The organism is Mesorhizobium sp. YIM 152430 (assembly GCF_029210365.1).
Lineage (GTDB): Bacteria > Pseudomonadota > Alphaproteobacteria > Rhizobiales > Rhizobiaceae > Aliihoeflea.
In genome coordinates, this window is sequence record NZ_JARGES010000018.1 from 509,969 (window position 1) to 531,695 (window position 21,727).

Annotated in this window: 21 protein-coding genes, 1 tRNA gene and 1 riboswitch; of the genes, 10 read left to right on the forward strand and 12 right to left on the reverse strand. The window is 64.3% G+C overall.

The features are described 5' to 3' along the window. Window positions 1-78: 78 nt before the first annotated feature. Genes PZ895_RS04930 through PZ895_RS04940 form a run of 3 tightly spaced genes read right to left on the reverse strand, consistent with a single transcriptional unit; the run spans window position 79 to window position 3,305 of the window. Entirely contained in the window at window positions 79-1,113 is a 1,035-nt protein-coding gene (locus tag PZ895_RS04930; protein WP_275837868.1) for an Hsp33 family molecular chaperone, read from the reverse strand. 60 nt (window positions 1,114-1,173) lie between these two features. Continuing rightward, on the reverse strand, window positions 1,174-2,091 hold the full coding sequence (gene argF / locus PZ895_RS04935; protein ID WP_275837869.1) for an ornithine carbamoyltransferase: 918 nt from the start codon (window positions 2,089-2,091) through the stop codon (window positions 1,174-1,176). Between the two features lie 11 nt (window positions 2,092-2,102). Next, entirely contained in the window at window positions 2,103-3,305 is a 1,203-nt protein-coding gene (locus tag PZ895_RS04940) for an aspartate aminotransferase family protein (protein ID WP_275837870.1), read from the reverse strand. A 385-nt stretch (window positions 3,306-3,690) separates the two neighbouring features. On the opposite strand from PZ895_RS04940, the gene PZ895_RS04945 reads away from it, so the two are divergent. Then, complete coding sequence (locus PZ895_RS04945) at window positions 3,691-4,188, forward strand: GcrA family cell cycle regulator (RefSeq protein WP_275837871.1); 498 nt, start codon at window positions 3,691-3,693, stop codon at window positions 4,186-4,188. Window positions 4,189-4,191: 3 nt separating this feature from the next. Here PZ895_RS04945 and phoU read toward each other — a convergent pair whose 3' ends face one another. Further along, window positions 4,192-4,920 (reverse strand): phosphate signaling complex protein PhoU, encoded by a 729-nt coding sequence (phoU, locus tag PZ895_RS04950; protein WP_275837872.1) that lies wholly within the window; start codon window positions 4,918-4,920, stop codon window positions 4,192-4,194. Between the two features lie 165 nt (window positions 4,921-5,085). Here phoU and PZ895_RS04955 point away from each other — a divergent pair, with 165 nt between their 5' ends. Continuing rightward, window positions 5,086-5,817 (forward strand): LuxR family transcriptional regulator, encoded by a 732-nt coding sequence (locus tag PZ895_RS04955; RefSeq protein WP_275837873.1) that lies wholly within the window; start codon window positions 5,086-5,088, stop codon window positions 5,815-5,817. Between the two features lie 13 nt (window positions 5,818-5,830). On the opposite strand, the gene PZ895_RS04960 is transcribed toward PZ895_RS04955, so the two are convergent. Continuing rightward, window positions 5,831-7,015 (reverse strand): O-succinylhomoserine sulfhydrylase, encoded by a 1,185-nt coding sequence (locus PZ895_RS04960; RefSeq protein WP_275837874.1) that lies wholly within the window; start codon window positions 7,013-7,015, stop codon window positions 5,831-5,833. 56 nt (window positions 7,016-7,071) lie between these two features. After that, window positions 7,072-7,148: riboswitch (SAM riboswitch) on the reverse strand. 78 nt (window positions 7,149-7,226) lie between these two features. Here PZ895_RS04960 and PZ895_RS04965 point away from each other — a divergent pair. Continuing rightward, window positions 7,227-8,318, forward strand: coding sequence for a 2'-deoxycytidine 5'-triphosphate deaminase (locus tag PZ895_RS04965; protein WP_275837875.1), 1,092 nt, complete (start codon window positions 7,227-7,229; stop codon window positions 8,316-8,318). Here the strand turns inward: PZ895_RS04965 and PZ895_RS04970 are convergent. Then, window positions 8,260-9,084, reverse strand: a complete 825-nt coding sequence (locus PZ895_RS04970) for an ion transporter (RefSeq protein WP_275837876.1) — start codon at window positions 9,082-9,084, stop codon at window positions 8,260-8,262. The genes PZ895_RS04965 and PZ895_RS04970 overlap by 59 nt on opposite strands. 123 nt (window positions 9,085-9,207) lie before the next feature. On the opposite strand from PZ895_RS04970, the gene PZ895_RS04975 reads away from it, so the two are divergent. Then, window positions 9,208-9,281 (forward strand) — tRNA-Gly (locus PZ895_RS04975). Window positions 9,282-9,341: 60 nt separating this feature from the next. Beyond that, window positions 9,342-9,608: a DUF6460 domain-containing protein gene (locus PZ895_RS04980; RefSeq protein WP_275837877.1), complete on the forward strand. Its 267-nt coding sequence runs from the start codon at window positions 9,342-9,344 to the stop codon at window positions 9,606-9,608. Here the strand turns inward: PZ895_RS04980 and PZ895_RS04985 are convergent, their stop codons facing one another. Then, on the reverse strand, window positions 9,609-10,511 hold the full coding sequence (locus PZ895_RS04985) for a histone deacetylase (RefSeq protein WP_275837878.1): 903 nt from the start codon (window positions 10,509-10,511) through the stop codon (window positions 9,609-9,611). It abuts the gene before it with no gap. Between the two features lie 126 nt (window positions 10,512-10,637). Here PZ895_RS04985 and PZ895_RS04990 point away from each other — a divergent pair, with 126 nt between their 5' ends. Next, window positions 10,638-11,933 carry an MATE family efflux transporter gene (locus PZ895_RS04990; RefSeq protein WP_275837955.1) on the forward strand — a complete coding sequence of 432 codons (1,296 nt, stop codon included), beginning with the start codon at window positions 10,638-10,640 and terminating at the stop codon, window positions 11,931-11,933. On the opposite strand, the gene PZ895_RS04995 is transcribed toward PZ895_RS04990, so the two are convergent. Both PZ895_RS04995 and PZ895_RS05000 read right to left on the reverse strand, forming a co-directional pair. After that, window positions 11,921-12,988: a quinone-dependent dihydroorotate dehydrogenase gene (locus PZ895_RS04995; protein ID WP_275837879.1), complete on the reverse strand. Its 1,068-nt coding sequence runs from the start codon at window positions 12,986-12,988 to the stop codon at window positions 11,921-11,923. The two genes, PZ895_RS04990 and PZ895_RS04995, sit on opposite strands and share 13 nt — an antisense overlap. Next, a complete protein-coding gene (locus PZ895_RS05000; protein WP_275837956.1) occupies window positions 12,985-13,332 on the reverse strand; it encodes a DUF952 domain-containing protein in 348 nt (115 codons plus the stop codon). Before PZ895_RS05000 ends, PZ895_RS04995 begins: the two co-directional genes overlap by 4 nt. Window positions 13,333-13,402: 70 nt before the next feature. Between PZ895_RS05000 and PZ895_RS05005 the strand changes: the two genes are divergently transcribed. Further along, window positions 13,403-13,804 carry a hypothetical protein gene (locus PZ895_RS05005; protein WP_275837880.1) on the forward strand — a complete coding sequence of 134 codons (402 nt, stop codon included), beginning with the start codon at window positions 13,403-13,405 and terminating at the stop codon, window positions 13,802-13,804. Here the strand turns inward: PZ895_RS05005 and PZ895_RS05010 are convergent. After that, entirely contained in the window at window positions 13,801-14,193 is a 393-nt protein-coding gene (locus PZ895_RS05010) for a hypothetical protein (protein ID WP_275837881.1), read from the reverse strand. The two genes, PZ895_RS05005 and PZ895_RS05010, sit on opposite strands and share 4 nt — an antisense overlap. A gap of 208 nt (window positions 14,194-14,401) precedes the next feature. Here PZ895_RS05010 and PZ895_RS05015 point away from each other — a divergent pair, with 208 nt between their 5' ends. Next, window positions 14,402-15,055 (forward strand): response regulator transcription factor, encoded by a 654-nt coding sequence (locus PZ895_RS05015; RefSeq protein WP_275837882.1) that lies wholly within the window; start codon window positions 14,402-14,404, stop codon window positions 15,053-15,055. Between the two features lie 12 nt (window positions 15,056-15,067). Here the strand turns inward: PZ895_RS05015 and PZ895_RS05020 are convergent, their stop codons facing one another. Continuing rightward, window positions 15,068-18,550, reverse strand: a complete 3,483-nt coding sequence (locus tag PZ895_RS05020) for a PAS domain-containing hybrid sensor histidine kinase/response regulator (RefSeq protein ID WP_275837883.1) — start codon at window positions 18,548-18,550, stop codon at window positions 15,068-15,070. A 203-nt stretch (window positions 18,551-18,753) separates the two neighbouring features. Here PZ895_RS05020 and mscL point away from each other — a divergent pair, with 203 nt between their 5' ends. Continuing rightward, complete coding sequence (mscL, locus tag PZ895_RS05025) at window positions 18,754-19,185, forward strand: large conductance mechanosensitive channel protein MscL (protein ID WP_275837884.1); 432 nt, start codon at window positions 18,754-18,756, stop codon at window positions 19,183-19,185. 49 nt (window positions 19,186-19,234) lie between these two features. Beyond that, window positions 19,235-20,401 (forward strand): pyridoxal phosphate-dependent aminotransferase, encoded by a 1,167-nt coding sequence (locus PZ895_RS05030; protein WP_275837885.1) that lies wholly within the window; start codon window positions 19,235-19,237, stop codon window positions 20,399-20,401. Here PZ895_RS05030 and hemA read toward each other — a convergent pair. Continuing rightward, window positions 20,398-21,678: a 5-aminolevulinate synthase gene (gene hemA, locus PZ895_RS05035; protein ID WP_275837886.1), complete on the reverse strand. Its 1,281-nt coding sequence runs from the start codon at window positions 21,676-21,678 to the stop codon at window positions 20,398-20,400. The two genes, PZ895_RS05030 and hemA, sit on opposite strands and share 4 nt — an antisense overlap. Window positions 21,679-21,727 lie beyond the last annotated feature (49 nt).

Consider the following 21,727-nt stretch of genomic DNA (forward strand, 5'->3'; position numbering starts at 1 on the left):
TAAGTCACACGTTAACAAAAGTGGCGCAAATGTGGCTTCACGGACGGCTTGCCGGTTGCCGGGCGATGGGTGGGGCGGTCAATTCCGCGTGACGAAGTCGGCCGGGTCGAACTCGTAATGGGTCGAGCAGAACTCGCACGAGACCTTGATCCTGCCATCCTCGATGCTGTCGGCGATTTCCTCATCCGTGAAGCCGTCGAGAATGCCGCGGATCTTTTCGCGCGAGCAGGAGCAGTCATCGACCACTTCCGAGCCTTCGAAAACATGCACGCCATGCTCATGGAAGAGCCGGTAAAGGAGCCGTTCGGGGCCGACGGTCGGGTCGATCAACTCGTCCGCCTCGATGGTGGCGAGCAGCGCCTGCACCTCCGCCCACGCATCGTCGGTCGGATCGGGCATCTCGCCATTGTCGCCGTCGCCGCCCGGAAGATCGGGCAGGCGCAGACGCTCGGGCGCCTCGGGCAGGAATTGCGACATCAGCCCGCCCGAGCGCCAGTGACCGTCGAAGCCGTTTTGGCCCTTGACCATCTGGCGCGCGACCGACAGCCGCACTTCGGTCGGAATCTGCTCGGACTGACGGAAATAGGTGCGCGCGGCGTCCTCGAGCGAGGTGGAATCGAGTTGCACGATGCCCTGATAGCGCTGCATGTGCTGCCCTTGGTCGATGGTCAGCGCCAGAACGCCCTTGCCGAGGAGATCGGCAGGCGACGCCCTGCCGGCCGCGCTCGCCTGCGCCACGCGCTCGGCGTCGAAGCTGGCATAGGCGCGCAGTGATTGCGGCGTCGTGAAGTCGGCGACGAGCATATCCACCGGCCCGTCCGAGCGGGTCTGGAGGATGAACTTGCCCTCGAATTTCAGTGAAGTGCCGAGAAGCACGGTGAGCGTCATCGCCTCGGCCAGAAGCCGCGCGACGGGCTCGGGATAGTCGTGACGACCCAGGATCGCATCGAGGATCGGGCCGAGTTGCACGACGCGGCCGCGCGCATCGAGCGGCGCGACCTGAAACGGAACGACCGTGTCGTCTCCGGCGAAACCGAAATCGCCAAGCTGTACATGCGATGCAGTCACGGCAACATTCCCATCCTCGGAGGTAACGCACCATATGCGCCGCATCCGCTGGCCAGGCCAGATCTATCCATATTGTCCGGCAGATAGGTGCCGGACGCCTGCCAATCAAGCGCCGAAGCACCAGGCGAGCACCGCCTTCTGGGCGTGCAGGCGGTTTTCCGCCTCGTCGAAGACGACCGAATTCGGCCCGTCGATGACCTCGTCCGTCACCTCCTCGCCGCGATGGGCGGGAAGGCAGTGCATGAAGAGGGCGTCGGGCTTGGCGCCGGCCATCAGTTCGGCATTGACCTGATAGGGCTGGAAGACGTTGTGGCCGCGGGCCCGGTGCTCCTGATTCATCGAGATCCAGGTGTCGGTGACGACGCAATCTGCGCCCGCGACAGCCGCCTGGGCGCTGTCGTGAAAGGCGATGCGGCCGCCATTGGCTTGCGACCAGTCGACGAATTTTGCATCCGGCTCGCTGCCGGTTGGGACGGCGATGTTGAGCCGGAAATTGAACCGCGCGGAAGCTTCGGCAAGCGAGTGCAGAACGTTGTTGCCGTCGCCGGTCCAGGCGAAGAGCTTGTCCTCGACCGGACCGCGATGTTCCTCGAAGGTCATCAGGTCGGCCATGATCTGGCACGGATGCGTGTCGTCTGTCAGCCCGTTGATGACCGGAATCGTGGCGTGTTCGGTCATTTCAAGAAGCCGCTCGTGGTCCGTCGTGCGCATCATGATCGCGTCGACATAGCGCGACAGGACGCGCGCCGTGTCGGCGATCGTCTCGGAGCGACCGAGCTGCATTTCCGTTCCGGTCAGCATCAAGGTCTCGCCGCCGAGCTGGCGCATCCCGACATCGAAGGAGACGCGCGTGCGCGTCGACGGCTTGTCGAAGATCATCGCCAGCACCTTGCCCTCCAGCGGCCGCTCGCGCTCGCCGGCCTTTAGGCGCGTCTTGCGCGCGCGCGCATCGTCCAGAATGGCGCGCAGATCGCTCGATGGGATGGCGGAAAGATCGGTGAAATGCCGGAATGCTGAAGCCATGGTCTCGTTTCTCAAGCGGCCGAGCCGGCCTTGCGCGCGGGAAGCGCAAGATCCGATGCGGCGTCGCGGATCGCCTCGACGGCAATGCGGATTTCCTCGTCGCTGACATTGAGCGGCGGCAGAAGCCGGACGACATTATCGCCCGCCGGAACCGCGAGCAAATTGTGCCGGCGAAGGCCAAGGTTCACCTCGCCGTTCGGCAGGCGGCATTTAAGGCCGAGCATGAGGCCCGCACCGCGCACGCTTTCGAAGACCTCCGGAAACTCGTCGACGACGGATGCCAGCGACTGCTTGATCAGCAGGGCCTTGCGCTTCACCTCGTCGAGAAAACCCTCTTCGAGCACGACGTCGAGCACGGCATTGCCGACAGCCATGGCGAGCGGATTGCCGCCGAATGTGGTGCCGTGGACGCCGGGCGTCATGCCCGAGGCCGCTTCGTCGCTCGCAAGACAGGCCGCGAGCGGAAACCCGCCGCCGATGCCCTTGGCGATGGCCATGATGTCCGGCGCCATGCCCGACCATTCATGGGCGAAAAGCTTGCCCGTCCGGCCGATGCCGCACTGGACCTCGTCATAGATCAGGAGCAGGCCATGCTTGTCGCACAGCGCGCGCAGCCGGGCGAGCATGTCGGCCTCGATCGGGCGGATGCCGCCTTCCCCCTGCACCGGCTCGACGAGGATGGCGGCGGTCTCGTCCGTGATCGCCTTTTCTGCGGTTTCGAGGTCGCCGAAGGGAACCTGGTCGAAGCCTTGCACCTTCGGGCCGAAACCTTCGAGATATTTCGGCTGGCCGCCGGCCGCGATCGTCGCCAGCGTCCGGCCGTGGAATGCGCCCTCGAAGGTGATGATCCGGTAGCGCTCGGGACGCCCCTTCGCATAGTGATAGCGCCGCGCGGTCTTGATCGAGCATTCCAGCGCCTCGGCACCGGAATTGGCGAAGAACACCTTGTCGGCGAAGGTCGCCTCGGTCAGGCGCTCGGCGAGTCGCGTCTGGCCCGGAACCTCGTAGAGATTGGAGACGTGCCAAAGCTTGTCGGCCTGCGTCTTCAACGCCGCGACCAGATGCGGGTGCGAATGGCCGAGCGAATTGACCGCGACGCCTGCCGCGAAATCCAGGTAGCGCTCGCCGCTTTCCGTATACAGCCATACGCCTTCCCCACGTTCGAAACGCAGTGGCGCGCGGTTATAGGTCTCGAAAAGGGCCGAACCGCCCATGGCCTCACTCCATCCGGGGACGCGATCAAAAAACAAAAAATCCGCCTCGAGGGCGGCTTGTGACTGCCTTTATCAGCGTTCGCGGGCGTGCTGTCAATTCATTGCAACGCAGCGTCACCCGCGCGCCGCAGCGACGTTGCGAGCGCGCTATCATGATGCGGTCCGACGAGGGACGAAGAGCCCAAGTTGGGGAAAACCGAAAAAACAGAATCGGTGTGTCCGGCCGACTCTTGTCACCGAGTCAGCGCATATTGTAGTTTCCGGGCAGTAAAGAACTAGATTTCGTGCGGCGGATCTAATCACCAAGGCTCAACGCGGTGCCCACTCGGCAGTTGCCGGGCGGGAACGGATTCGGATTCCGCACCTCACTTAGGAGCGTGTCGCCATGAACTGGACCGACGAGCGGGTGGAACTTCTCAAGAAGCTTTGGTCGGAGGGACTGAGCGCCAGCCAGATCGCGACCCAGCTCGGAGGCGTCAGCCGCAATGCGGTCATCGGCAAGGTGCACCGCCTGAAACTGTCGGGCCGCGGCCGTGCTTCTTCCGCAGCGCCGCGCCCGAAAAAGGCCGCGCCGTCCGCCCCCAAGGCGCCGCGCCCGAGCCGCCCGATGACGACCACGGTGGGCGCGAACGCCCTTCAGGCTCGTTTCGACACGCAGCCGGATGCGGCTCCCGCGCCGCGCGCCAGCAGTGTCGTCGTGCCGTTGTCGCGCAATCTCAAGCTGATCGAATTGTCCGAAAGGACCTGCAAATGGCCGAACGGTGATCCGCTGGCCGAGGAATTCTCGTTCTGCGGCAATGATGTCGGCGAATGCGGCCCTTACTGCGCCTACCATTCGCGCGTCGCCTACCAGCCGGTCGCAGAGCGCCGCCGTCGCGGATAGAGCCTATTGCGCCGCGAAGCGCGCGGCGTCCATCACCACGCGATGGCTCTCGTCCTCCTTGGGACGCTCCGGCGGCAATTGCTCGCCGGTGACGATGAAATAGACCGTCTCGACGATGTTGGTCGCGTGATCGCCGATCCGCTCGATATTCTTTGCGCAGAACAGAAGATGCGTGCAGGCCGTGATGTTGCGCGGGTCTTCCATCATGTAGGTCAAAAGCTCGCGGAAGAGCGAGGTGTACATCGCGTCGATCTGCTCGTCGCGGTCGCGGATGAAGGGCACGCGCTCGACCGATCGCGTCGCGTAGAGGTCGAGCACATCCTTGAGTTGGGTCAAGGCGAGGTCGGAAAGGGCTTCGAGCCCCCGGAAAAGTCGTGGCGGCTGGCGCGTCTCGGCAACGGCGCCGACGCGCTTGCCAATATTCTTGCCCATGTCGCCGACGCGTTCGAGATCGGCCGCGATGCGGATGGCGCTCAGGATTTCGCGCAGGTCGCCCGCCATCGGCTGGCGCCGCGCGATCAGGGCGACGGCCTTCTCGTCGATCTCCCGATGCGCCTCGTCGAGCGCCTTGTCCGCCTCGACGACATGGCGCGCCAGCGTCAGATCCGAGTTCACGAGTGCCGCGACTGACTGTTCGACCAGCCGCTCGGCCTGGCCGCCCATCGCCGCGATGCGGGCGCCGAGCCTGGCCAGATCCTCGTCATAGGCGCGGACGATGTGACCTGACGACATCTCTTTGCTCCAGAATCAGTTCGCTCAAGTTTAGGTGTCGGACATGACGGAAAAAAGAACCCCCATCATGACCGCTCCAATGAGACCGCGTACAAGCGAAAGTTGTCGTGACATCGATTCGAACACATACTATTGTTTCAAACCGGATATAAAAGGGCATCGGCCGTGCGCTCCTTCGATGAGACGCTTCAATTCGCCTCCGACCTGCAAGCCGCCCATGCCATCGACGCCGTTCGAAGCAAGTTCCTGTCGCTGACCTCGCTCTATGGTCTCGACCGGGTTCTCGTCGGCACCCTGCCCGACGACGGGCTCGGCCCCGAGGAGCAGAAGGCCCATGTGCTGATGCATAGCTGGCCGGACGAGTGGCTGGATCACTATGTCGGCGAAGATTATCTCGAATGCGATCCGCTGGTCGACATCATTCGCAACGGACCGCGCCCGATTCCCTGGAAAGGCGCTGGCGCGCTACCCGGCCTGTCGCCCCGTGCCCAACTCATGTTCCACGAGGCAAGCGAGTTCAAGATCAAGGAAGGACTCGTCCTTCCGGTCATCACGCTCGAAGGCGTCGTCATCTTCGTCTCGCTTTCGGGCGAGATGCTCGACATCGATCCCTTCGAGATCGGTACGCTGCAACTGGCAGCGACCCATGCGGTGACGCGGGCGCTGCAATTGTCCGAGATCGCAAGGGTGCAGCGCACCCGGCCCGAACTCACCGCGCGCGAGCGCGAGTGCATCAGGTGGGCGGCGCTCGGAAAGTCGGAGTGGGAAATCTCCCAGATTCTCGGCATTTCCGAGCACACGTCCGAAAAGCACCTGCTCAGCGCCAAGACCAAGCTGGGCGCCGTCAATCGCGTGCAGGCGGTCGCCGAGGCCATCCGCCTTGGCTACATCACATAGGCGGCACTCCGGCTTAAACCGCGTCCAGCGCCCGGTCGAGATCGGCGATCAGATCGTCGGCGTCTTCGAGCCCGACCGAAAGCCGCACCGTTCCGGGCGTGATCCCAAGTTCCATGCGCGCCTCTTCGGTCAGGTTCTTGTGCGTCGTCGTCGCCGGATGGGTGATCAGGCTCTTCGCGTCGCCCAGATTGTTGGAAATCCGCACGATCTCCAGCGCGTTCTGGAAGCCGAAGGCGCCGGGCTTGCCGCCCTTCGTCTCGAAACAGACGAGCGTCGAGCCGCCCGTCATCTGCCGCGCGATGATCTCGGCCTGCGGATGGTCTGGGCGGCCCGGATAGATGACGCGCGAGACCTTCGGATGCGCTGCCAGGTGATCGGCGATTCGTGCTGCGCTCTCGGTCTGTTGCTTCACGCGCAGCGGCAGCGTCTCCAGCCCCTTGAGGAGCGTCCAGGCGTTGAACGGCGACAGCGACGGTCCGGTGTGGCGGAAATAGTCGTGCAGATTCTCGTCGATCCACTTCTTGTCGGAAAGGATGATGCCGCCGAGGCATCGTCCCTGGCCGTCGATATGCTTCGTGGCCGAATAGACGACGACATGGGCGCCGAGGTCGAGCGGCTTTTGCTGCAACGGCGTCGCGAAGACGTTGTCGACGACGACCCGCGCGCCGATGCCGTTGGCGATCTTCGCGACCGCCGCGATGTCGACGACTTCGAGCGTCGGATTGGTCGGGCTTTCGAGGAAGAAGAGCTTCGTGTTCGGCCGCACCGCCGCTTCCCACTGCGCCATGTCGCGGCCGTCGACGAGCGTCGACTCGATGCCGTATTTCGGCATCAGCGTCTCGACGACCCAGCGGCAGGAGCCGAACAGCGCGCGCGCCGCGACCACATGGTCGCCCGCTTTCACCGAGCAGAGGAGGGCGGCCGAGATCGCCGCCATGCCCGACGCAGTCGCGCGCGCATCTTCCGCCCCTTCGAGCGCGCACATGCGCTTTTCGAACACGTCGACGGTCGGGTTGGCGTAGCGCGAATAGATGAAGCCCGGCTCGTCGCCCTTGAACCGCGCCTCGGCCGATTCCGAGCTGTCGTAGACGAAGCCCTGCGTCAGATACATCGCCTCCGACGTCTCGCCGAACTGCGAGCGCACCGTCGCGCCATGGACGAGTTGGGTGGCGGGCTTCCAGGTCTTCTCGTTCGACATCGGCATCATCCAGACACAAAAAAAACCGGCCGCGAAACGTCGCGCCGGTCCATACAGCCTTGCGGCCCACGGTCCTTTAGCGACTTGTTTTACGTGGCTGCAAGCCGACCGGCAAATCACCACGGGATAAGGCGGGCTCTATAGGCTTTCTTGCCTTGCGTCAATTCGCAGCGTGGTTAAACCTCGCCGCCAGTCGAGAGGGGTGAACAGGGTGCGTCAGACGGGAATATTGCCGGACAGGCAGATCGGCGAACTGTTCGCCAGCGGCGCGCTGTCCTGCGACAGGGCTCTCGACGCCGACCAGGTCCAGCCCGCCAGCCTCGATTTGCGTCTCGGCAAGCGTGCCTATCGCGTCCGCGCCAGTTTCCTGCCGGGTCCGGGCAATCGCGTCGCCGACAAGCTCGAACGCTTCAAGCTGCACGAATTCGACCTGGAGGCCGGCGCGGTCCTGGAAACGGGTTGCGTCTACATCGTGCCGATCCTGGAAAGCCTGAAGCTGCCGGCGAAAATCGCCGCCTCGGCCAATCCGAAGAGCTCGACCGGCCGCCTCGACATCTTTACCCGCGTGATGACGGATTTCGGCGCCGAGTTCGACAAGATCCCGGCCGGATATGACGGCCCGCTCTATCTCGAGATCAGCCCGCGCACCTTCCCGATCGTGGTCCGCACCGGCTCGCGCCTGTCGCAGATCAGATTCCGCATCGGCAATGCGCTCCTCGACGAAACCGCACTGCACGCGCTCCACGAAGCCGAAACGCTCGTCGCGGCGACCAACCCCAACATTTCCGGCGGCGGCATTGCCCTCTCGATCGACCTGACGGGCGACGCCAACGGTCTGATCGGCTATCGCGGCAAGCATCATTCGTCCGTCGTCGATGTCGACAGGCGCGCCGCACAGGACGTCCTCGATTTCTGGGAGCCGCTGCATGATCGCGGCAGCAAGGAACTGATCCTCGACCCCGACGAATTCTACATCCTCGTCAGCCGGGAAGCCGTCCACGTCCCGCCCGAACACGCCGCCGAGATGACGCCTTTCGACCCGCTGGTCGGCGAGTTTCGCGTCCATTATGCCGGCTTCTTCGATCCGGGCTTCGGCCATTCGGCCGCCGGCGGCACCGGCAGCCGCGCGGTGCTCGAAGTGCGCAGCCACGAGGTGCCCTTCATCCTCGAACACGGACAGACGGTCGGCCGCCTCGTCTACGAGCACATGCTGGAACGTCCGAAATCGCTTTACGGCGCCGACCTCAAATCGAACTACCAGGCGCAGGGCCTGAAGCTGTCGAAGCATTTCCGTCAGCCCTGAGCGCCTGGATTTCCGCACGCAAAGCCCGCACCTCGTGCAGGATCTGATCCTGCTCGTCCTTCATCTGCGAGCGTTCCTCGGAAGCGGTCGATTCGTGCTCCTCCTGCATCGCCGAGACGATGATGCCGATGAAGAGGTTGAGCACGGCAAACGAGGTCGTGATGATGAACGGGATGAAATAGAGCCACGACCAGGGATACACCTCCATCACCGGCCGCACGATCCCCATCGACCAGCTTTCCAGCGTCATGATCTGGAACAGCGTGTAGGCGCTTTCGCCGATCGTGCCGAACCATTCGGGAAAGGAGGCGGCGAAGAGCTTCGTCGCCATCACCGAGAAGACGTAGAAGACCAGCGCCAGCAGAAGCACGATCGAGCCCATGCCGGGCAGGGCCGCGACGAGGCCGCCGACGACCCGCCGCAGCGACGGCACGACGCTGACGATCCGAAGCACCCGCAGGATGCGCAGCGCGCGCAGGACGGAAAGGTTGCCGGTCGCCGGCAGCAGCGCGATGGCGACGACGATCAGGTCGAAGATGCGCCATGGATCGTTGAAGAACCGGCCGCGATAGACCAGCGCCCGCGCCGCCAGTTCGGCGACGAAAACGAACAGGACCACACGGTCGACGACCAGAAGCAGCGGCCCGAACCGCGACATGACCGACTGCGACGTCTCCAACCCGAGCGTGATCGCGTTGACGATGATCAAAAGCGTGATGAACATTTCGAACCGGCGCGATTCGATGAGCATTTTCAGGCGGGTCACGTCGGGCGTCCTGGATGGAGGAAACTGGCCGCACCAGTCGCCGAGGACGGGCTTCACGTCAACCGTCGGCCCGCACAAATGCGCTTGACGGCAACCTTGGCCTCGCCGATTAATGAGCGCGCGGCGGGTGTAGCTCAATGGTAGAGCAGCAGCTTCCCAAGCTGAATACGAGGGTTCGATTCCCTTCACCCGCTCCAGCCGACTTGAAGCGCCCGTCCCGAATGCGTATGTGCGGACCGCACCAACGGAGACGCGACATGTCGGCAGTGAACCGCTTTCTCGGCGACAGCCCCTTGCGGGTTCTCGTCAAGCTGATCGTGATCTCGTTTCTTGTCGGCATCGTGATGAGCGTGATGGGCTGGTCGCCCTATGACGTCATCTACGGCGCGCGCGATTTCGTTCTCCACGTCTACTATATGGGCTTCGACGCCTTCGGGCGCTTCATCGACTATTTCGTCGTCGGCGCCATCATCGTCGTTCCCGCCTTCTTCATCATCCGCCTCCTGAGTTACCGGCGCGGCTGATCAGGCGAACTCGGTCGCCGTTTCGAACAGGATCGCATGGCGCGCAGCCAGCGCGTCGATGTCGTTCGAATAGCCGCCGCCGATGACGCCGCAGACCGGTATGCCCCGCTCGCGGAAATGGCCGAGGACGGCGCGGTCGCGGGCGCGAAGTCCTTCGTCGGATAGCGCCAGCCGCCCGAGCTTGTCGTCGCGATGCGGGTCGACGCCGGCATTGTAGAAGACGATCTGCGGCCGCGAATATTCGCTCAGCATCGGCAGGATGCCCGAAAGCCGATGCAGATAGGCCGCGTCTTCCAGCCCGTCGTCCAGTGCCATGTCGAGATCGGACACCGCCTTGCGCACGGGATAGTTCTTCGCCGCGTGCATGGAAAAGGTGAAGACTCTGGTTTCGCCCATCAGGATTCCCGCCGTGCCGTCACCCTGATGCACGTCGAGATCGACCACCAGCGCCCGCTTGACGGCTCCTTCTGCAAGGAGGGTGGTGACGGCGACGGCGACGTCGTTGAAGGTGCAGAAGCCCGCGCCTTGGGCGTGGCGCGCATGGTGGCTGCCGCCGGCCGCGTTGCAGGCGATGCCGTGATCGAGCGCCAGCCGTGCTGCAAGGATCGTGCCCGCGCTCGCAAGCTGCGCGCGGCGCGACACCCGCTCGCTGACCGGAAACCCGATCTCCTTTTCAATCTCCTGCGGCACGGCGCAGTCGATCACCTGCCGCACATAGTCGCCCGCATGGGCACGCGCGAGCGTGTCGAAGTCCGGCAGTTCCGGCATATGCTCATTGTCCGGCCCGGCCAGAGCACGACCCCGCAGCACCTCGATCAGCCGCGCATATTTGCTCATCGGAAACCGATGGTCGGCGGGAAATCGGGCGTCGTAGTCGGGATGGTGGACGATCGGCAGTTTCATCGCGAGATCAGATAGGCTTTGGTTGACACCTGGAAAGATGGGCGAATCGCCGCATCGACCTTGAGGATGGCCGCCTTGGACGAACGGACGGATATTTCGCAGCGGCGCTTTACCGTTACGAACAGGATGGTCTTGCGGATCGCCTTGCCGATGACCGTCGCCTATCTGACGACGCCGCTGATCGGCATTGCCGACACCGCGATCGTCGGCCAACTTGGAGACGCGGCGCTTCTCGGTGGGCTTGCCGCCGGCGCCATCGTCTTCGACGTGGTCTTCGCCAGTTTCAACTTCCTGCGCTCGGGCACGACGGGTCTCGTGAGCCAGGCTTATGGTAGCCGCGACCGCGCTGAGGAACAGGCGATCTTCCTGCGGGCACTGATCCTCGCGCTTCTGATCGGCGCCGCGCTGATCGTCCTCGGTCCCGTCATCGCGACCGTCGGTGCCTGGTTCATCGCGGGTGAGCCGCGCGTCACCGAGGCGTTGCAGACCTACGTCCTCATTCGCCTGTGGAGCGCACCGCTGGCGCTCGGCAATTATGCGATCCTCGGCTATGTGCTCGGGCGCGGGGAGGGCGGGGTCGGACTGGCGCTCCAGTTTGCCATCAATGCCACCAACATCGCCCTTTCGGTCTGGCTCGGCCTCTGGCTCGGCTGGGGGCTGGAGGGCGTCGCCTGGGGCACCGTGCTTGGCGAAGCATTCGGCTTCGCCGTCGGCATCGCTGTCCTGACGACCCGCTTCGGCCGGCGCGGGCCGTTGCGGCCGGGCGCGCTGCGCGACATGGCGAGGCTCAAGGCGATGCTGGTGCTCAATCGCGACATAATGATCCGCTCCTTCGCGCTTCTCGCCGCGTTCGCGCTCCTGGCCCGTCAAGGCGCGCAACTCGGCACGGCGACCCTGGCGGCCAATGCCGTACTGATGAATTTCTTCCTTGTGGCGAGCTATTTCCTCGACGGCTTCGCCACCGCCGCAGAGCAGCTTGCCGGCCGGGCGGTCGGCGCGCGCTGGCGCCCGGCCTTCGACCGCGCGGTGCGCCTCACGGCGACCTGGGGATTTGCGCTCGCCGGGCTTCTGGCGCTTGCCGTGCTGATCTTCGGCGATCAGTTGATCGCACTGATCACCACCGCACCCGAAGTTCGCGACCTTGCGGCGACCTATTTGCCATGGGTGGCGCTGACCGCCGTGACGGCGGTGCTTGCCTTCCAGATGGACGGGATTTTCATCGGCGCCACCTGGTCGCGCGACATGCGCAACATGATGCTCTTGTCGCTGGCGCTCTATGTCGCCGCGCTGTTCACGCTGGGGCCGCTCTTCGGCAATCACGGGCTTTGGGCCGCGCTTCACCTCTTTCTGCTCGCGCGCGGCTTGAGCCTTCTTGCCGTCCTGCCGCGCCGCGCCGCGCAGACCTTCGATCAGGGCGCCTGAGCGGCCCAGTGATCCGCGCGGCTGTCGCGAATGTCGCGCAGCGAGGCGAGCCCCCGTTCTGCCGCGAACCGGCTCATGCCGCGCAAAATGTCGCCCGGCAATGACGGCCCGGCATAGACCATGCCGGTATAGATCTGGACGAGGTCCGCGCCGGCCCTGATCTTCTCCAGCGCGGCCTCGGCCGTATCGACGCCGCCGACCCCGATCAGCGGCAGTTTCGGCCCGACGAGACGGCGCATCCGCGCCAGCATGATGGTGGAGCGGGCAAAGAGCGGCCGCCCCGAAACGCCGCCGTTCTCCCCGGCAAGCCTGCTCGTCAGCCCGTCGCGCGAAAGCGTGGTGTTGGAGACGATGATGCCGTCGATCCGGTTCGCCGCGACGGTCTCGGCGATGTCCTCGAGGTCTGCGTCGCCAAGGTCCGGTGCGATCTTGAGGAAGATCGGCGTTCCTCTCTCGCCCCGCGCGGCGTCGACCGCACCCAGCAGTTCTTCAAGGCTGGCGCGCGCCTGCAGATCGCGCAGTCCCGGCGTGTTGGGCGAGGAGATGTTGACGGTCAGATAGGAGGCGATGTCGCAAAAGCGCTCGACGCCCAGCACATAGTCGCCGACCCGGTCCGCGCTGTCTTTGTTCGCCCCGATATTGACGCCGACGATGCCGCCGCCCGTGCGTCCATTGAGTTTCGCGAATGCCGCCTCATGGCCCTCATTGTTGAAGCCCAGCCGGTTGACGATCGCCTCGTCCTCGACCAGCCGGAAGATGCGCGGCTTGGGATTTCCCGCCTGCGCCTTGGGCGTCACCGTGCCGATTTCGGCAAAGCCGAAGCCGAGCTTCAGGAGTGCGTCCGGCACCTCGGCATTCTTGTCGTAGCCGGCCGCCATGCCGAGCGGATTGGGGAAGGAGAGCCCGGCGACGTCGACGCGAAGCCGCGCGTCAGCCACCGGCGGCGGGAAAAGCGGCATTCCGCTCTTCAGCCCCGCGATCGAAAGCCCGTGCGCACGCTCCGCATCGAGGCCGAAAAGAAGCTTGCGGCCGATCGTCCGGTAGAGCCGGTTCATGCCGGCAACTCCGGAAAGACGTGCCGGCCGTCCGCGCCAAGCGGCAAAGGCTTGACCCAGATCGCAAGTCCGGGGTCGAGCGGACCGTAAAGATGCGGGAAGAGATCGCCGCCGCGCGAAACCTCATGGCGCAGCGCTTCTCCCAGCGTTTTGCCGTCGACCGCGACGAGCAGAAGGTCGTCCTGCCCGGCAAAATGCTTCGCCGCCGTCTCGCGCACCTGGGCGTCGGTCGAAAAATGGATGAACCCGTCGGCGAGGTCGACCGGCGCGCCGTCGAATCGGCCACGGTCCACCGCCTCTTGCCACATTGGTGCCGGGACGATCTTGTAGATGATGCCTGTCATGTCCGCGCTATAGCGGTCGGGCGCGCCGATGGAAAGCGCCGCCACCGCCGATGCCAGGGAGGAACGAAAAATGCGCCATCTCGTCGTCGCCGCCGTTCTCGGCGGAATGTTCGCCGCTCCGGCATTCGCGCAGGAGACCGAGCGCTACAGGCTGGAGCGCACCGATACGGGTTTCGTGCGCATGGATACGGCGACCGGCCGGATGTCGGTCTGCGAGGAGCAGTCCGGCCAGCTTGTCTGCCGCACGTCCACCGACGAGCGCGTCGCCTATGAGGAACGGATCGACGATCTGGAACGCCGTGTGGAGGCGCTTGAGCGACAGGCTGCCGGCGATGCAACCGGCGGCACCGACGCGTTTCCCTCCGAACAGGAATTCGAACGCTCTCTCGGCTATATGCGGCGCTTTTTCCAGAACTTCTTCGACATCGTCGAGGATTGGGAAAAGGGACTGCGTGCGCCTGACCGGACCTAATTGCCCGGCAGGTCGTAGAAACTGAAGCCGATGGCAAAGAAGGTCTGCGAGACGACGAACATCGCGCAGGCCACCAGCAATGACACCTGCGCGAAGCGCCCATAGACCTCGCTCAGCACCTTGCCGAAATAGCTGACGGCATGGTCGTTCTTCGGCTTCATCCCGTCGTCGAGATAGATCCAGACTTCCGTGCGGCTGGGCTGCTTGTGCTTCGCGGTCTGCGCCTTGAAGACGAGAACGGCCGCCATGAAGAGCGTCATGATCGCGCCGGCGCGGAACGCCCATGCCGGATCGAACGAGAAGGACAGCATCACGAGGCCGATGGCGAGGGCACCGAACATAACGGCCCGGCCCACACAGAAAACGGCAATCTGGCGTATCGTTTCCATCGAAATGGTTCCGGTTCGGGATATGCGTCAACGTCGCGCCCGCGTGGCGGTTCCTTTAGTGGACAGTAATTTGCACGACTAAAGTTGAATATCGCACGATCCCTGTCGGGCGTGTGTTCACAAAATCCGGCGCACGGCCACAATCGCACTGGCGCCTTGGCCGCATCCGGCTAAACTCCGCCTGGCGGGCCGGAACAGGGAGGGGTTTTTGGATCAGCGCTATCGCTTCGTCATTGCCGACGACCATCCTTTGTTTCGCGGCGCGCTCAAGCACGCGCTCTCCTCGTTCGGCGATGCCCGGATCGAGGAAGTGGGCGATTTCGACGCGGTGAAGGCCCGCATTGTTGCCGATGACGACATCGACCTCCTGCTTCTCGACCTGACGATGCCCGGTTCGAGCGGCCTGTCGGGCCTCGTTGCCCTGCGCGCCATGTCGTCGAACTTTCCCATCGTCGTCGTGTCCGCGCGCGACGATGCCGAAACCGTCCGTCGTGCGATCGAACTCGGCGCGTCGGGTTTCATCTCCAAATCCGCCGGCATGGACCAGATGCGCAAGGCGGTCGAGACGGTGCTTGCCGGTGGCATCGCGCTGCCGGACGATCTCGATCTGGGCGAGGAGCGGGACGCGGAGATTTCTGATCTGATCCAACGGCTGCAATCCTTGACGCCGCAGCAATCGCGCGTCCTGACCATGCTTGCCGAGGGCCTTCTCAACAAGCAGATCGCCTATGAGCTGGGCGTCTCCGAGGCGACGATCAAGGCGCATGTCTCGGCCATCCTGCAAAAGCTCGGCGTCGACAGCCGAACGCAGGCCGTCATCCGCCTGTCGCGCATCGGCACGGAGCAACAGGCGAGCGCCTGAAGGATTGCAGGATCACTCGGCCGCCGACAGCAATTTGCGATAGCGCGTCAGCATCGTGCGCAGGGCTGCCGGCTTGACCGGCTTGTGCAACACCGGAATGTCGAGCGCGCTCGCCCGTTCGCGCACATCGTTCGACCGGTCCGCCGTCACCAGAATCGCGGGAAGCGAGTCGCTCCAGATTTGACGCGCGCGCGCGATTGCCTGGAAGCCGTCTTCCTGGTCGAGATGGAAATCGGCCAGCACGACGTCCGGCGTCGGCATTGCGCCCGTCAGGCTGGACGAGCCGCCGGCGGTGGTCACGCGGCAGCCCCAGCCTTCGAGCAGCTTGCGCATCCCGTCGAGAATTCGCGGCTCGTTGTCGATGCACAGGACCGAAACCCCATCGAGCCGGATATGGGCGCCGACCTGGGGACGGATGTCGCTGGCGATCGCGGCTTGCGGTGCTTCGCTGATCGGCAGGAGCACCGAGAAGCACGAACCGGCGCCCTTCACGGAATGGATGCGGATTTCGAGCCGCAGCACGCGCGCGATGCGGTCGACGATCGACAGGCCGAGGCCGAGCCCCTGCGCTTCGCGCGCGCCGTCCTGGAGGCGGGTGAACTCGCTGAACACGGTATTGAGCTTGTCGTGATCGATGCCGATGCCGGTGTCGTGAACCTGCAATTCGATGAGGTCGCCGCGCCGTTTGACGCCGACCAGAACACGTCCCGAACGGGTGTATTTGATCGCATTCGAGACGAGGTTCTGGACGAGGCGCCGGAAGAGGTTGCGGTCGGTGTGAACCGCGAGCCGCGTCGAGACGATGCGCAGGTCGAGCTTCTTTTCTTGCGCCAGCGGCTGGAAATCGGTCTGGATCTGGCGCATCAGCCCGTCCAGTCGGAAAATGGTGTCGACCGGCCGCATCGCGCCGGTGTCGAGCCGGGAGATGTCGAGCACCGCGCCGAGGATCGTTTCCACCGAATCGAGCGAGGATTCGATGTTGGCGACGCCATCCCCGACAGGGCTTTGGCCGACGCTTTCGGCAAGGGAGGCGCAATAAAGCCGCGCCGCATTGAGCGGCTGGAGGATGTCGTGGCCGGCGGCGGCCAGAAAGCGCGTCTTGCCCAGATTGGCTTCCTCGGCCAGCATCTGCGCCTGCGCCAGTTCCTCGTTGACGCGGGTGAGTTCGGCCGTTCGCCGCGCGACGCGGTTTTCGAGCGTCTCGTTCACCCGCTTCAGTGCCAGGTCGGCCTCGACGCGCTGCGTGATGTCGGCATAGGTCGCAACCAGCCCGCCGTCCGGCATCGGGTTCGAACGCAGTTCGATGATCCGGCCGGTGCTCTTCAGTTCGAGCTGCCAGGGCGAACGGAAGGCCGCCAGTCGGTCGATCGTCTGGTGAATCGTCTCGAAGGTGATGTCGCCGCGATCGGCCAGATGACGCAGGATTTCGTCGAGCGAGACGCCGACCCGGCCCATCGAATCGGGCAGGTAGAAGAGCGAGCGATATTGCCTGTTCCAGCAGATCAGACGGAAGTCGCGGTCGAAGACGGTGATCCCCTGTTCCATCTGATCGAGCGCGATCTGAAGCAGGTCGCGGTTTTGCTGTAGTGCTTCGGAGGCATCGTCCAGCAGGCGCAACGCCTCGCGCGGCGAGCGGTCGTGGCGCTGGAAGAGCAGCGAGAGCACCAGCCGCGCCGAGGACGAGCCGACGGCGCTGGTCAGGAGTTGTTCGGAGAAGCGGATGACGGCCATGTTGGCCGGCTCCTTGCCGACGAGCGGCTGGCTCTGCTTGACCTCGAAATTCTGGAACGAGCGTTCCGTCCGCTCGACGCCCAGATAGCGTGCGATCGTGTCTTTCAGATCGTCGACCGTTACGGCCGTTCGGAACCGGCGGAAGCTGGGCATCGGGCTCGTGTCGCGCGGCACGAAGAGCGCGGCCTGGATGCGTTCGAGCGGCTTTGCCGTCCGCGACAGCGAGCCGAGCACGAAGAACAGCGTGTTGACCGACAGGCTCCACAGAACGCCATGGACGAGCGGTTCGGCGCTCGTCCCGAAAAGCGACTGCGGCCGCAGCGCTTCGAGGCCGAAGAGCCCGAATTGCACGATCGAGGCGTCGCCCGGCGCGAGCGAGGGCAGAAGCAGCGTGTAGCCCCAGATCGAGATGCCGGCGAGCATTCCGATCACCGCGCCGCGCGCATTGGCCCCGCGCCACACCAGCCCGCCGAAAAAGGCCGGCGCGAACTGCGCGATGGCGGCGAAGGAGATCAGTCCGATCGATGCGAGCCGCGTATTGTTGGTGATCTCGCGATAATAGAGGAACGCGGCGATCAGCACGGCGAAGATCGCCGCCCGGCGGATGTTGAGGATCACCTGCGAGAGATCGTCGCTCTGGACCAGATACTGTTTGGCCATTCCGCGCAGGAAGAGCGGCAGGATGAGGTCGTTCGAGATCATGATCGCCAGCGCGACGCTGGCCACGATCACCATGGCCGTGGCCGCCGACAGGCCGCCGACGAAGGCGAACATCGCCAGCCAGTCCTGTCCGAACAGAAGCGGCAGCGAGACGACATAGAGGTCTGCATTCTGCTCGGGGCCGAGCAGCACGATCCCGGCAAAGGCGATGGGAATGACGAACAGGTTGATGGTCACGAGATAGGCCGGAAAGAGCCATGTCGCCGTGCGCAGCTCGCTTTCGGAGCGGTTCTCCACGATGGTGACGTAGAACTGGCGCGGCAGCATGATGATGGCGATCGCGCTCAGCATCGTCATGGTGATCCAGGTCGGCAGCGAGGTCTGGAAGTCATAGGCTGCCATGGCGCGCGGAGAGTTTCGGATTTCGCTGATCAGTTCGCTCGGACCGCCGAAGAAGAAGAACGAGACGGCGATGCCGACCGCCAGGAACGCCGCCAGCTTGACGATGGACTCGACCGCGACCGCCAGGATCAGCCCGTCCTGGTGTTCGGTCGCATCGGCATGGCGGGTGCCGAACAGGATCGCGAAGAGCGCGAGCAGGATCGTTACGATCAGCGCGATATCGCCGAAGATGAAATCCACCGGCGGCGCGCCATTATAGTGCTCCACCATCAGGCTGACGCTGCCCGAGATCGCCTTCAACTGAAGCGCGATATAGGGAACCGTCCCCATCGCCGCGATCATCGTCGCGATCGAGGCGACGGCGAAGCTCTTGCCGTAGCGCGCGGCGATGAAGTCGGCGATCGAGGTGATCTTCTCGGACTTTGCCAGCCGCATGATCCGGCGCAGCAGCGGAAAGCCGAACAGGAACACCATGATCGGGCCGATATAGATGGCGAGGAACTCGAAGCCGCGTTCGCTGGCAAGCCCGACCGAGCCGAAAAAGGTCCAGGACGTGCAGTAGATCGCCAGGCTGAAGGAATAGATATAGGGCCGCGCCCTGACCGGCCCGTGGCGCGCCGAATGCCGATCACCGAGGCTCGCGATTGCGAAAAGCAGCGAGACATAGGCGACGGCGACGATGACAACCACCCAGCCCTGCATACCCGGTATTTCCTCCTCCTCGACTATCAGGCAAGCACAGCGCAGGCGCGCTGTCCATCGAACTTGCGTCTGATCGAATTGGCTGTGGGGCCAGTTGCGATTGCATCTTATGCGCGCGAAAGCTTCTGCTATCTTCTGCCCTGTTGCGGAGCGGCCGTCCGCAGCCTGCGTCAACTCGGCTCCAAGGGGACATGGTGGCTGTCATGATCAAGGAATTTCAGGAGTTCATTGCCAGGGGCAATGTGATGGACCTCGCCGTCGGCGTCATCATCGGCGGGGCGTTCGGTCTGATCGTCTCGTCGCTGGTCGACGACATCATCATGCCGGTGGTCGGCGCGATCTTCGGCGGATTCGACTTTTCCAACTATTTCCTGCCGCTGTCGTCGCAGGTCACGGCGAACACGCTGGCCGCAGCGCGCGAGCAGGGTGCGGTCTTCGCCTATGGCAGCTTCCTCACCGTGCTGATCAACTTCCTGATCCTGGCATGGATCATCTTTCTTATCGTCAAGGCGGTGAACGATCTGCGTCGCCGGATGGAACGCGAGGAAAAGGTCGCCGAGGTGCCGCCGGCACCCCCGGCCGACGTGGCGCTTCTGACCGAAATCCGCGATCTTCTTGCGCGTCGGCCCGTCTGATCATCTTTGGCGCCCGGCGTATATCCGGGCGCATTCCCAGGAACACCGAATGTCTCTCGTCGATCATCTGCGTGGCGAAGCCCGTCTTGCGCCCGAAAGCGGCATCGTTGCCGTCGTCAACCATGGCCGCACCAGGCCCGGCCTCATTCCGCTCTGGGCGGGCGAGGGCGACAAGCCGACGCCGGACTTCATCCAGAACGCCGCCATCGAGGCGCTCAGGGCGGGCGAAACCTTCTACACCTGGCAGCGCGGTATACCCGAACTGCGCCAGGCGCTCGCCCGCTATCACAAGCGCCATTTCGGCTACGATTTCTCGCATGAGGAATTCATCGTCACCGGTTCGGGAATGCAGGCGATCCAGCTTGCCATCGATGCCGTTGCCGGCGCCGGCGACGAGGTCGTCTATCTGACGCCGTCCTGGCCGAATTTTCCCGCTGCGCTCGGCGTCGCCGGCGCGTTCCCGGTTGCCGTTCCGCTCGTCCATTCGGGCAATGGCTGGACCTGCGACGTCGACGGCATCGAGGAAGCCATCACCGATCGGACGAAGGCGATCTTCGTCAACACGCCGTCGAACCCGACCGGCTGGACCGCCGACCGCGAGACGCTTCATGACATTCTCGAGATCGCGCGCGAGCGCAATCTGTGGATCATCGCCGACGAGATCTATTCGCTGTTCTATTATGACGGACCCCGCGCCCCGTCCTTCATGGATGTGATGCGGCCCGATGACCGCATCCTCTTCGTGAATTCCTTTTCGAAGAACTGGGCGATGACCGGCTGGCGCGTCGGCTGGCTGAAGATCCATCCCGAATTGCAGCAGGTCTTCGAAAACCTGGTCCAGTATTCGACATCGGGAACGCCCGCCTTCCTGCAAAAAGGTGCGGTTGCGGCGCTCGACCAGGGCGATGATTTCCTGAAATCGGAGATCGCTGCCGCACGCATCGCGCGCGATACGATCGCGCAAAGGCTGCTTGGCACCGGGCGCGTCGACCTCACGGTTCCGCCGGGCGCATTCTACCTGTTCTTCAAGATCGACGGCATCCGCGACACGAAGAAGGCCGCGTTCGAGATCGTCGACGAGGCCAATGTCGGCCTTGCGCCGGGCACGGCCTTCGGGCCGGGCGGAGAGAATTTCTTCCGCCTGTGTTTCCACCGCCGTCTCGACCATGTCGAGGAAGCGGCGGACAGACTGGCCCGCTGGATTTCAGGCCGCTAGCCGCCAGCCTTGGCGGTCACCAGCGGTACGACCCGTTCGGATTGCCCGGCCTGCGTCTCCGCGGGCGCGGTCTCGAATGGAATCCCGAGCGCCGTCCAGGTTTCCAGAAGCGCTTCCTTCAGGCCCGCGATCAGCGCGTCCGAATGGAACGGCGTCGGCGTGATGCGCAGTCGTTCCGTGCCGCGCGGCACGGTCGGATAGTTGATTGGCTGGATATAGATGCCGTGCCTGTCGAGGAGGCGGTCGCTCGCCTTCTTGCAAAGCTCCGGATCGCCGACCAGCAGCGGCACGATATGCGTCTGCGACGGCATGACCGGCAGGCCCGCCGCTTTCAGCGTGTCCTTGGCCCGCTGCGCCTGGCGCTGATGCGCGGTGCGCTCCACCTGGCTTTTCTTCAAATGCCGGATCGAGGCCGTCGCCGCGGCGGCGAGCGCCGGTGGCAGGGCGGTGGTGAAGATGAACCCCGGCGCATAGGAGCGCACCGCGTCGATGACGGCGCGCTTGCCGGTGATGTAGCCACCCATGACGCCGAACGCCTTGGCGATCGTGCCCTCGATGATGTCGATGCGGTGCGCGAGGCCCTCGCGCTCTGAAATGCCGCCGCCGCGTGCGCCGTACATGCCGACCGCATGAACCTCGTCGATATAGGTCATCGCGTTGTAGCGCTCGGCCAGATCGCAGATTTCCTTGATGGGCGCGATGTCGCCATCCATCGAATAGACGCTTTCGAAGGCGATCAGCTTGGCGCGCTCGATCGGCGCGGCCTGAAGCAGGCTTTCGAGGTGGGCAAGGTCGTTGTGGCGGAAGATTTTCTTCTCCGCGCCCGACCTCTTCACGCCCTCGATCATCGAGGCGTGGTTGAGTTCGTCCGAAAGGATCAGGCAGTTGGGCAGCAGCTTGGCGATGGTCGAGATTGCCGCCTCGTTGGAAACGAAGCCGGAGGTGAAGACGAGCCCGGCCTCCTTGCCGTGCAGATCGGCAAGTTCGGTTTCGAGTTCGACCAGCGGATGGTTGGTGCCGGAGATGTTGCGGGTGCCGCCGGCGCCCGAGCCCATGCGTCCGGCCGCCGCCTGCATCGCGCCGATCACGCTTTCGTGCTGGCCCATGCCCAGATAGTCGTTCGAGCACCAGACGGTGATTTCGCGCTGCTCGCCGTTCGAGCGCCAGATCGCGCGCGGGAATTCGCCGGCGATGCGCTCGAGGTCCGCGAAGACGCGGTAGCGGCGCTCGGCGTGGAGCTGCGCGATCGCGTCGTCGAAAAATCGGTCGTAGTTCATCTCTGGCCCCGTTGTCGCGCGGAACATATGCCTGCGCCGTCTGGGCGTC

Bases quoted from the DNA above. Each gene is read 5' to 3' on its own strand.
- PZ895_RS05020 (WP_275837883.1), bottom strand. From the start codon at position 18,550: ATGCAGGGCTGGGTGGTTGTCATCGTCGCCGTCGCCTATGTCTCGCTG.
- phoU (WP_275837872.1), bottom strand. From the start codon at position 4,920: ATGTCGTCAGGTCACATCGTCCGCGCCTATGACGAGGATCTGGCCAGG.
- PZ895_RS05005 (WP_275837880.1), top strand. From the start codon at position 13,403: ATGCGCCATCTCGTCGTCGCCGCCGTTCTCGGCGGAATGTTCGCCGCT.
- PZ895_RS05030 (WP_275837885.1), top strand. From the start codon at position 19,235: ATGTCTCTCGTCGATCATCTGCGTGGCGAAGCCCGTCTTGCGCCCGAA.
- PZ895_RS04960 (WP_275837874.1), bottom strand. From the start codon at position 7,015: ATGTCGAACGAGAAGACCTGGAAGCCCGCCACCCAACTCGTCCATGGC.
- hemA (WP_275837886.1), bottom strand. From the start codon at position 21,678: ATGAACTACGACCGATTTTTCGACGACGCGATCGCGCAGCTCCACGCC.
- PZ895_RS04930 (WP_275837868.1), bottom strand. From the start codon at position 1,113: ATGCGGCGCATATGGTGCGTTACCTCCGAGGATGGGAATGTTGCCGTG.
- PZ895_RS04940 (WP_275837870.1), bottom strand. From the start codon at position 3,305: ATGGGCGGTTCGGCCCTTTTCGAGACCTATAACCGCGCGCCACTGCGT.
- mscL (WP_275837884.1), top strand. From the start codon at position 18,754: ATGATCAAGGAATTTCAGGAGTTCATTGCCAGGGGCAATGTGATGGAC.
- PZ895_RS04945 (WP_275837871.1), top strand. From the start codon at position 3,691: ATGAACTGGACCGACGAGCGGGTGGAACTTCTCAAGAAGCTTTGGTCG.
- argF (WP_275837869.1), bottom strand. From the start codon at position 2,091: ATGGCTTCAGCATTCCGGCATTTCACCGATCTTTCCGCCATCCCATCG.
- PZ895_RS05010 (WP_275837881.1), bottom strand. From the start codon at position 14,193: ATGGAAACGATACGCCAGATTGCCGTTTTCTGTGTGGGCCGGGCCGTT.
- PZ895_RS04985 (WP_275837878.1), bottom strand. From the start codon at position 10,511: ATGAAACTGCCGATCGTCCACCATCCCGACTACGACGCCCGATTTCCC.
- PZ895_RS04995 (WP_275837879.1), bottom strand. From the start codon at position 12,988: ATGAACCGGCTCTACCGGACGATCGGCCGCAAGCTTCTTTTCGGCCTC.
- PZ895_RS04980 (WP_275837877.1), top strand. From the start codon at position 9,342: ATGTCGGCAGTGAACCGCTTTCTCGGCGACAGCCCCTTGCGGGTTCTC.
- PZ895_RS05000 (WP_275837956.1), bottom strand. From the start codon at position 13,332: ATGACAGGCATCATCTACAAGATCGTCCCGGCACCAATGTGGCAAGAG.
- PZ895_RS04990 (WP_275837955.1), top strand. From the start codon at position 10,638: ATGGTCTTGCGGATCGCCTTGCCGATGACCGTCGCCTATCTGACGACG.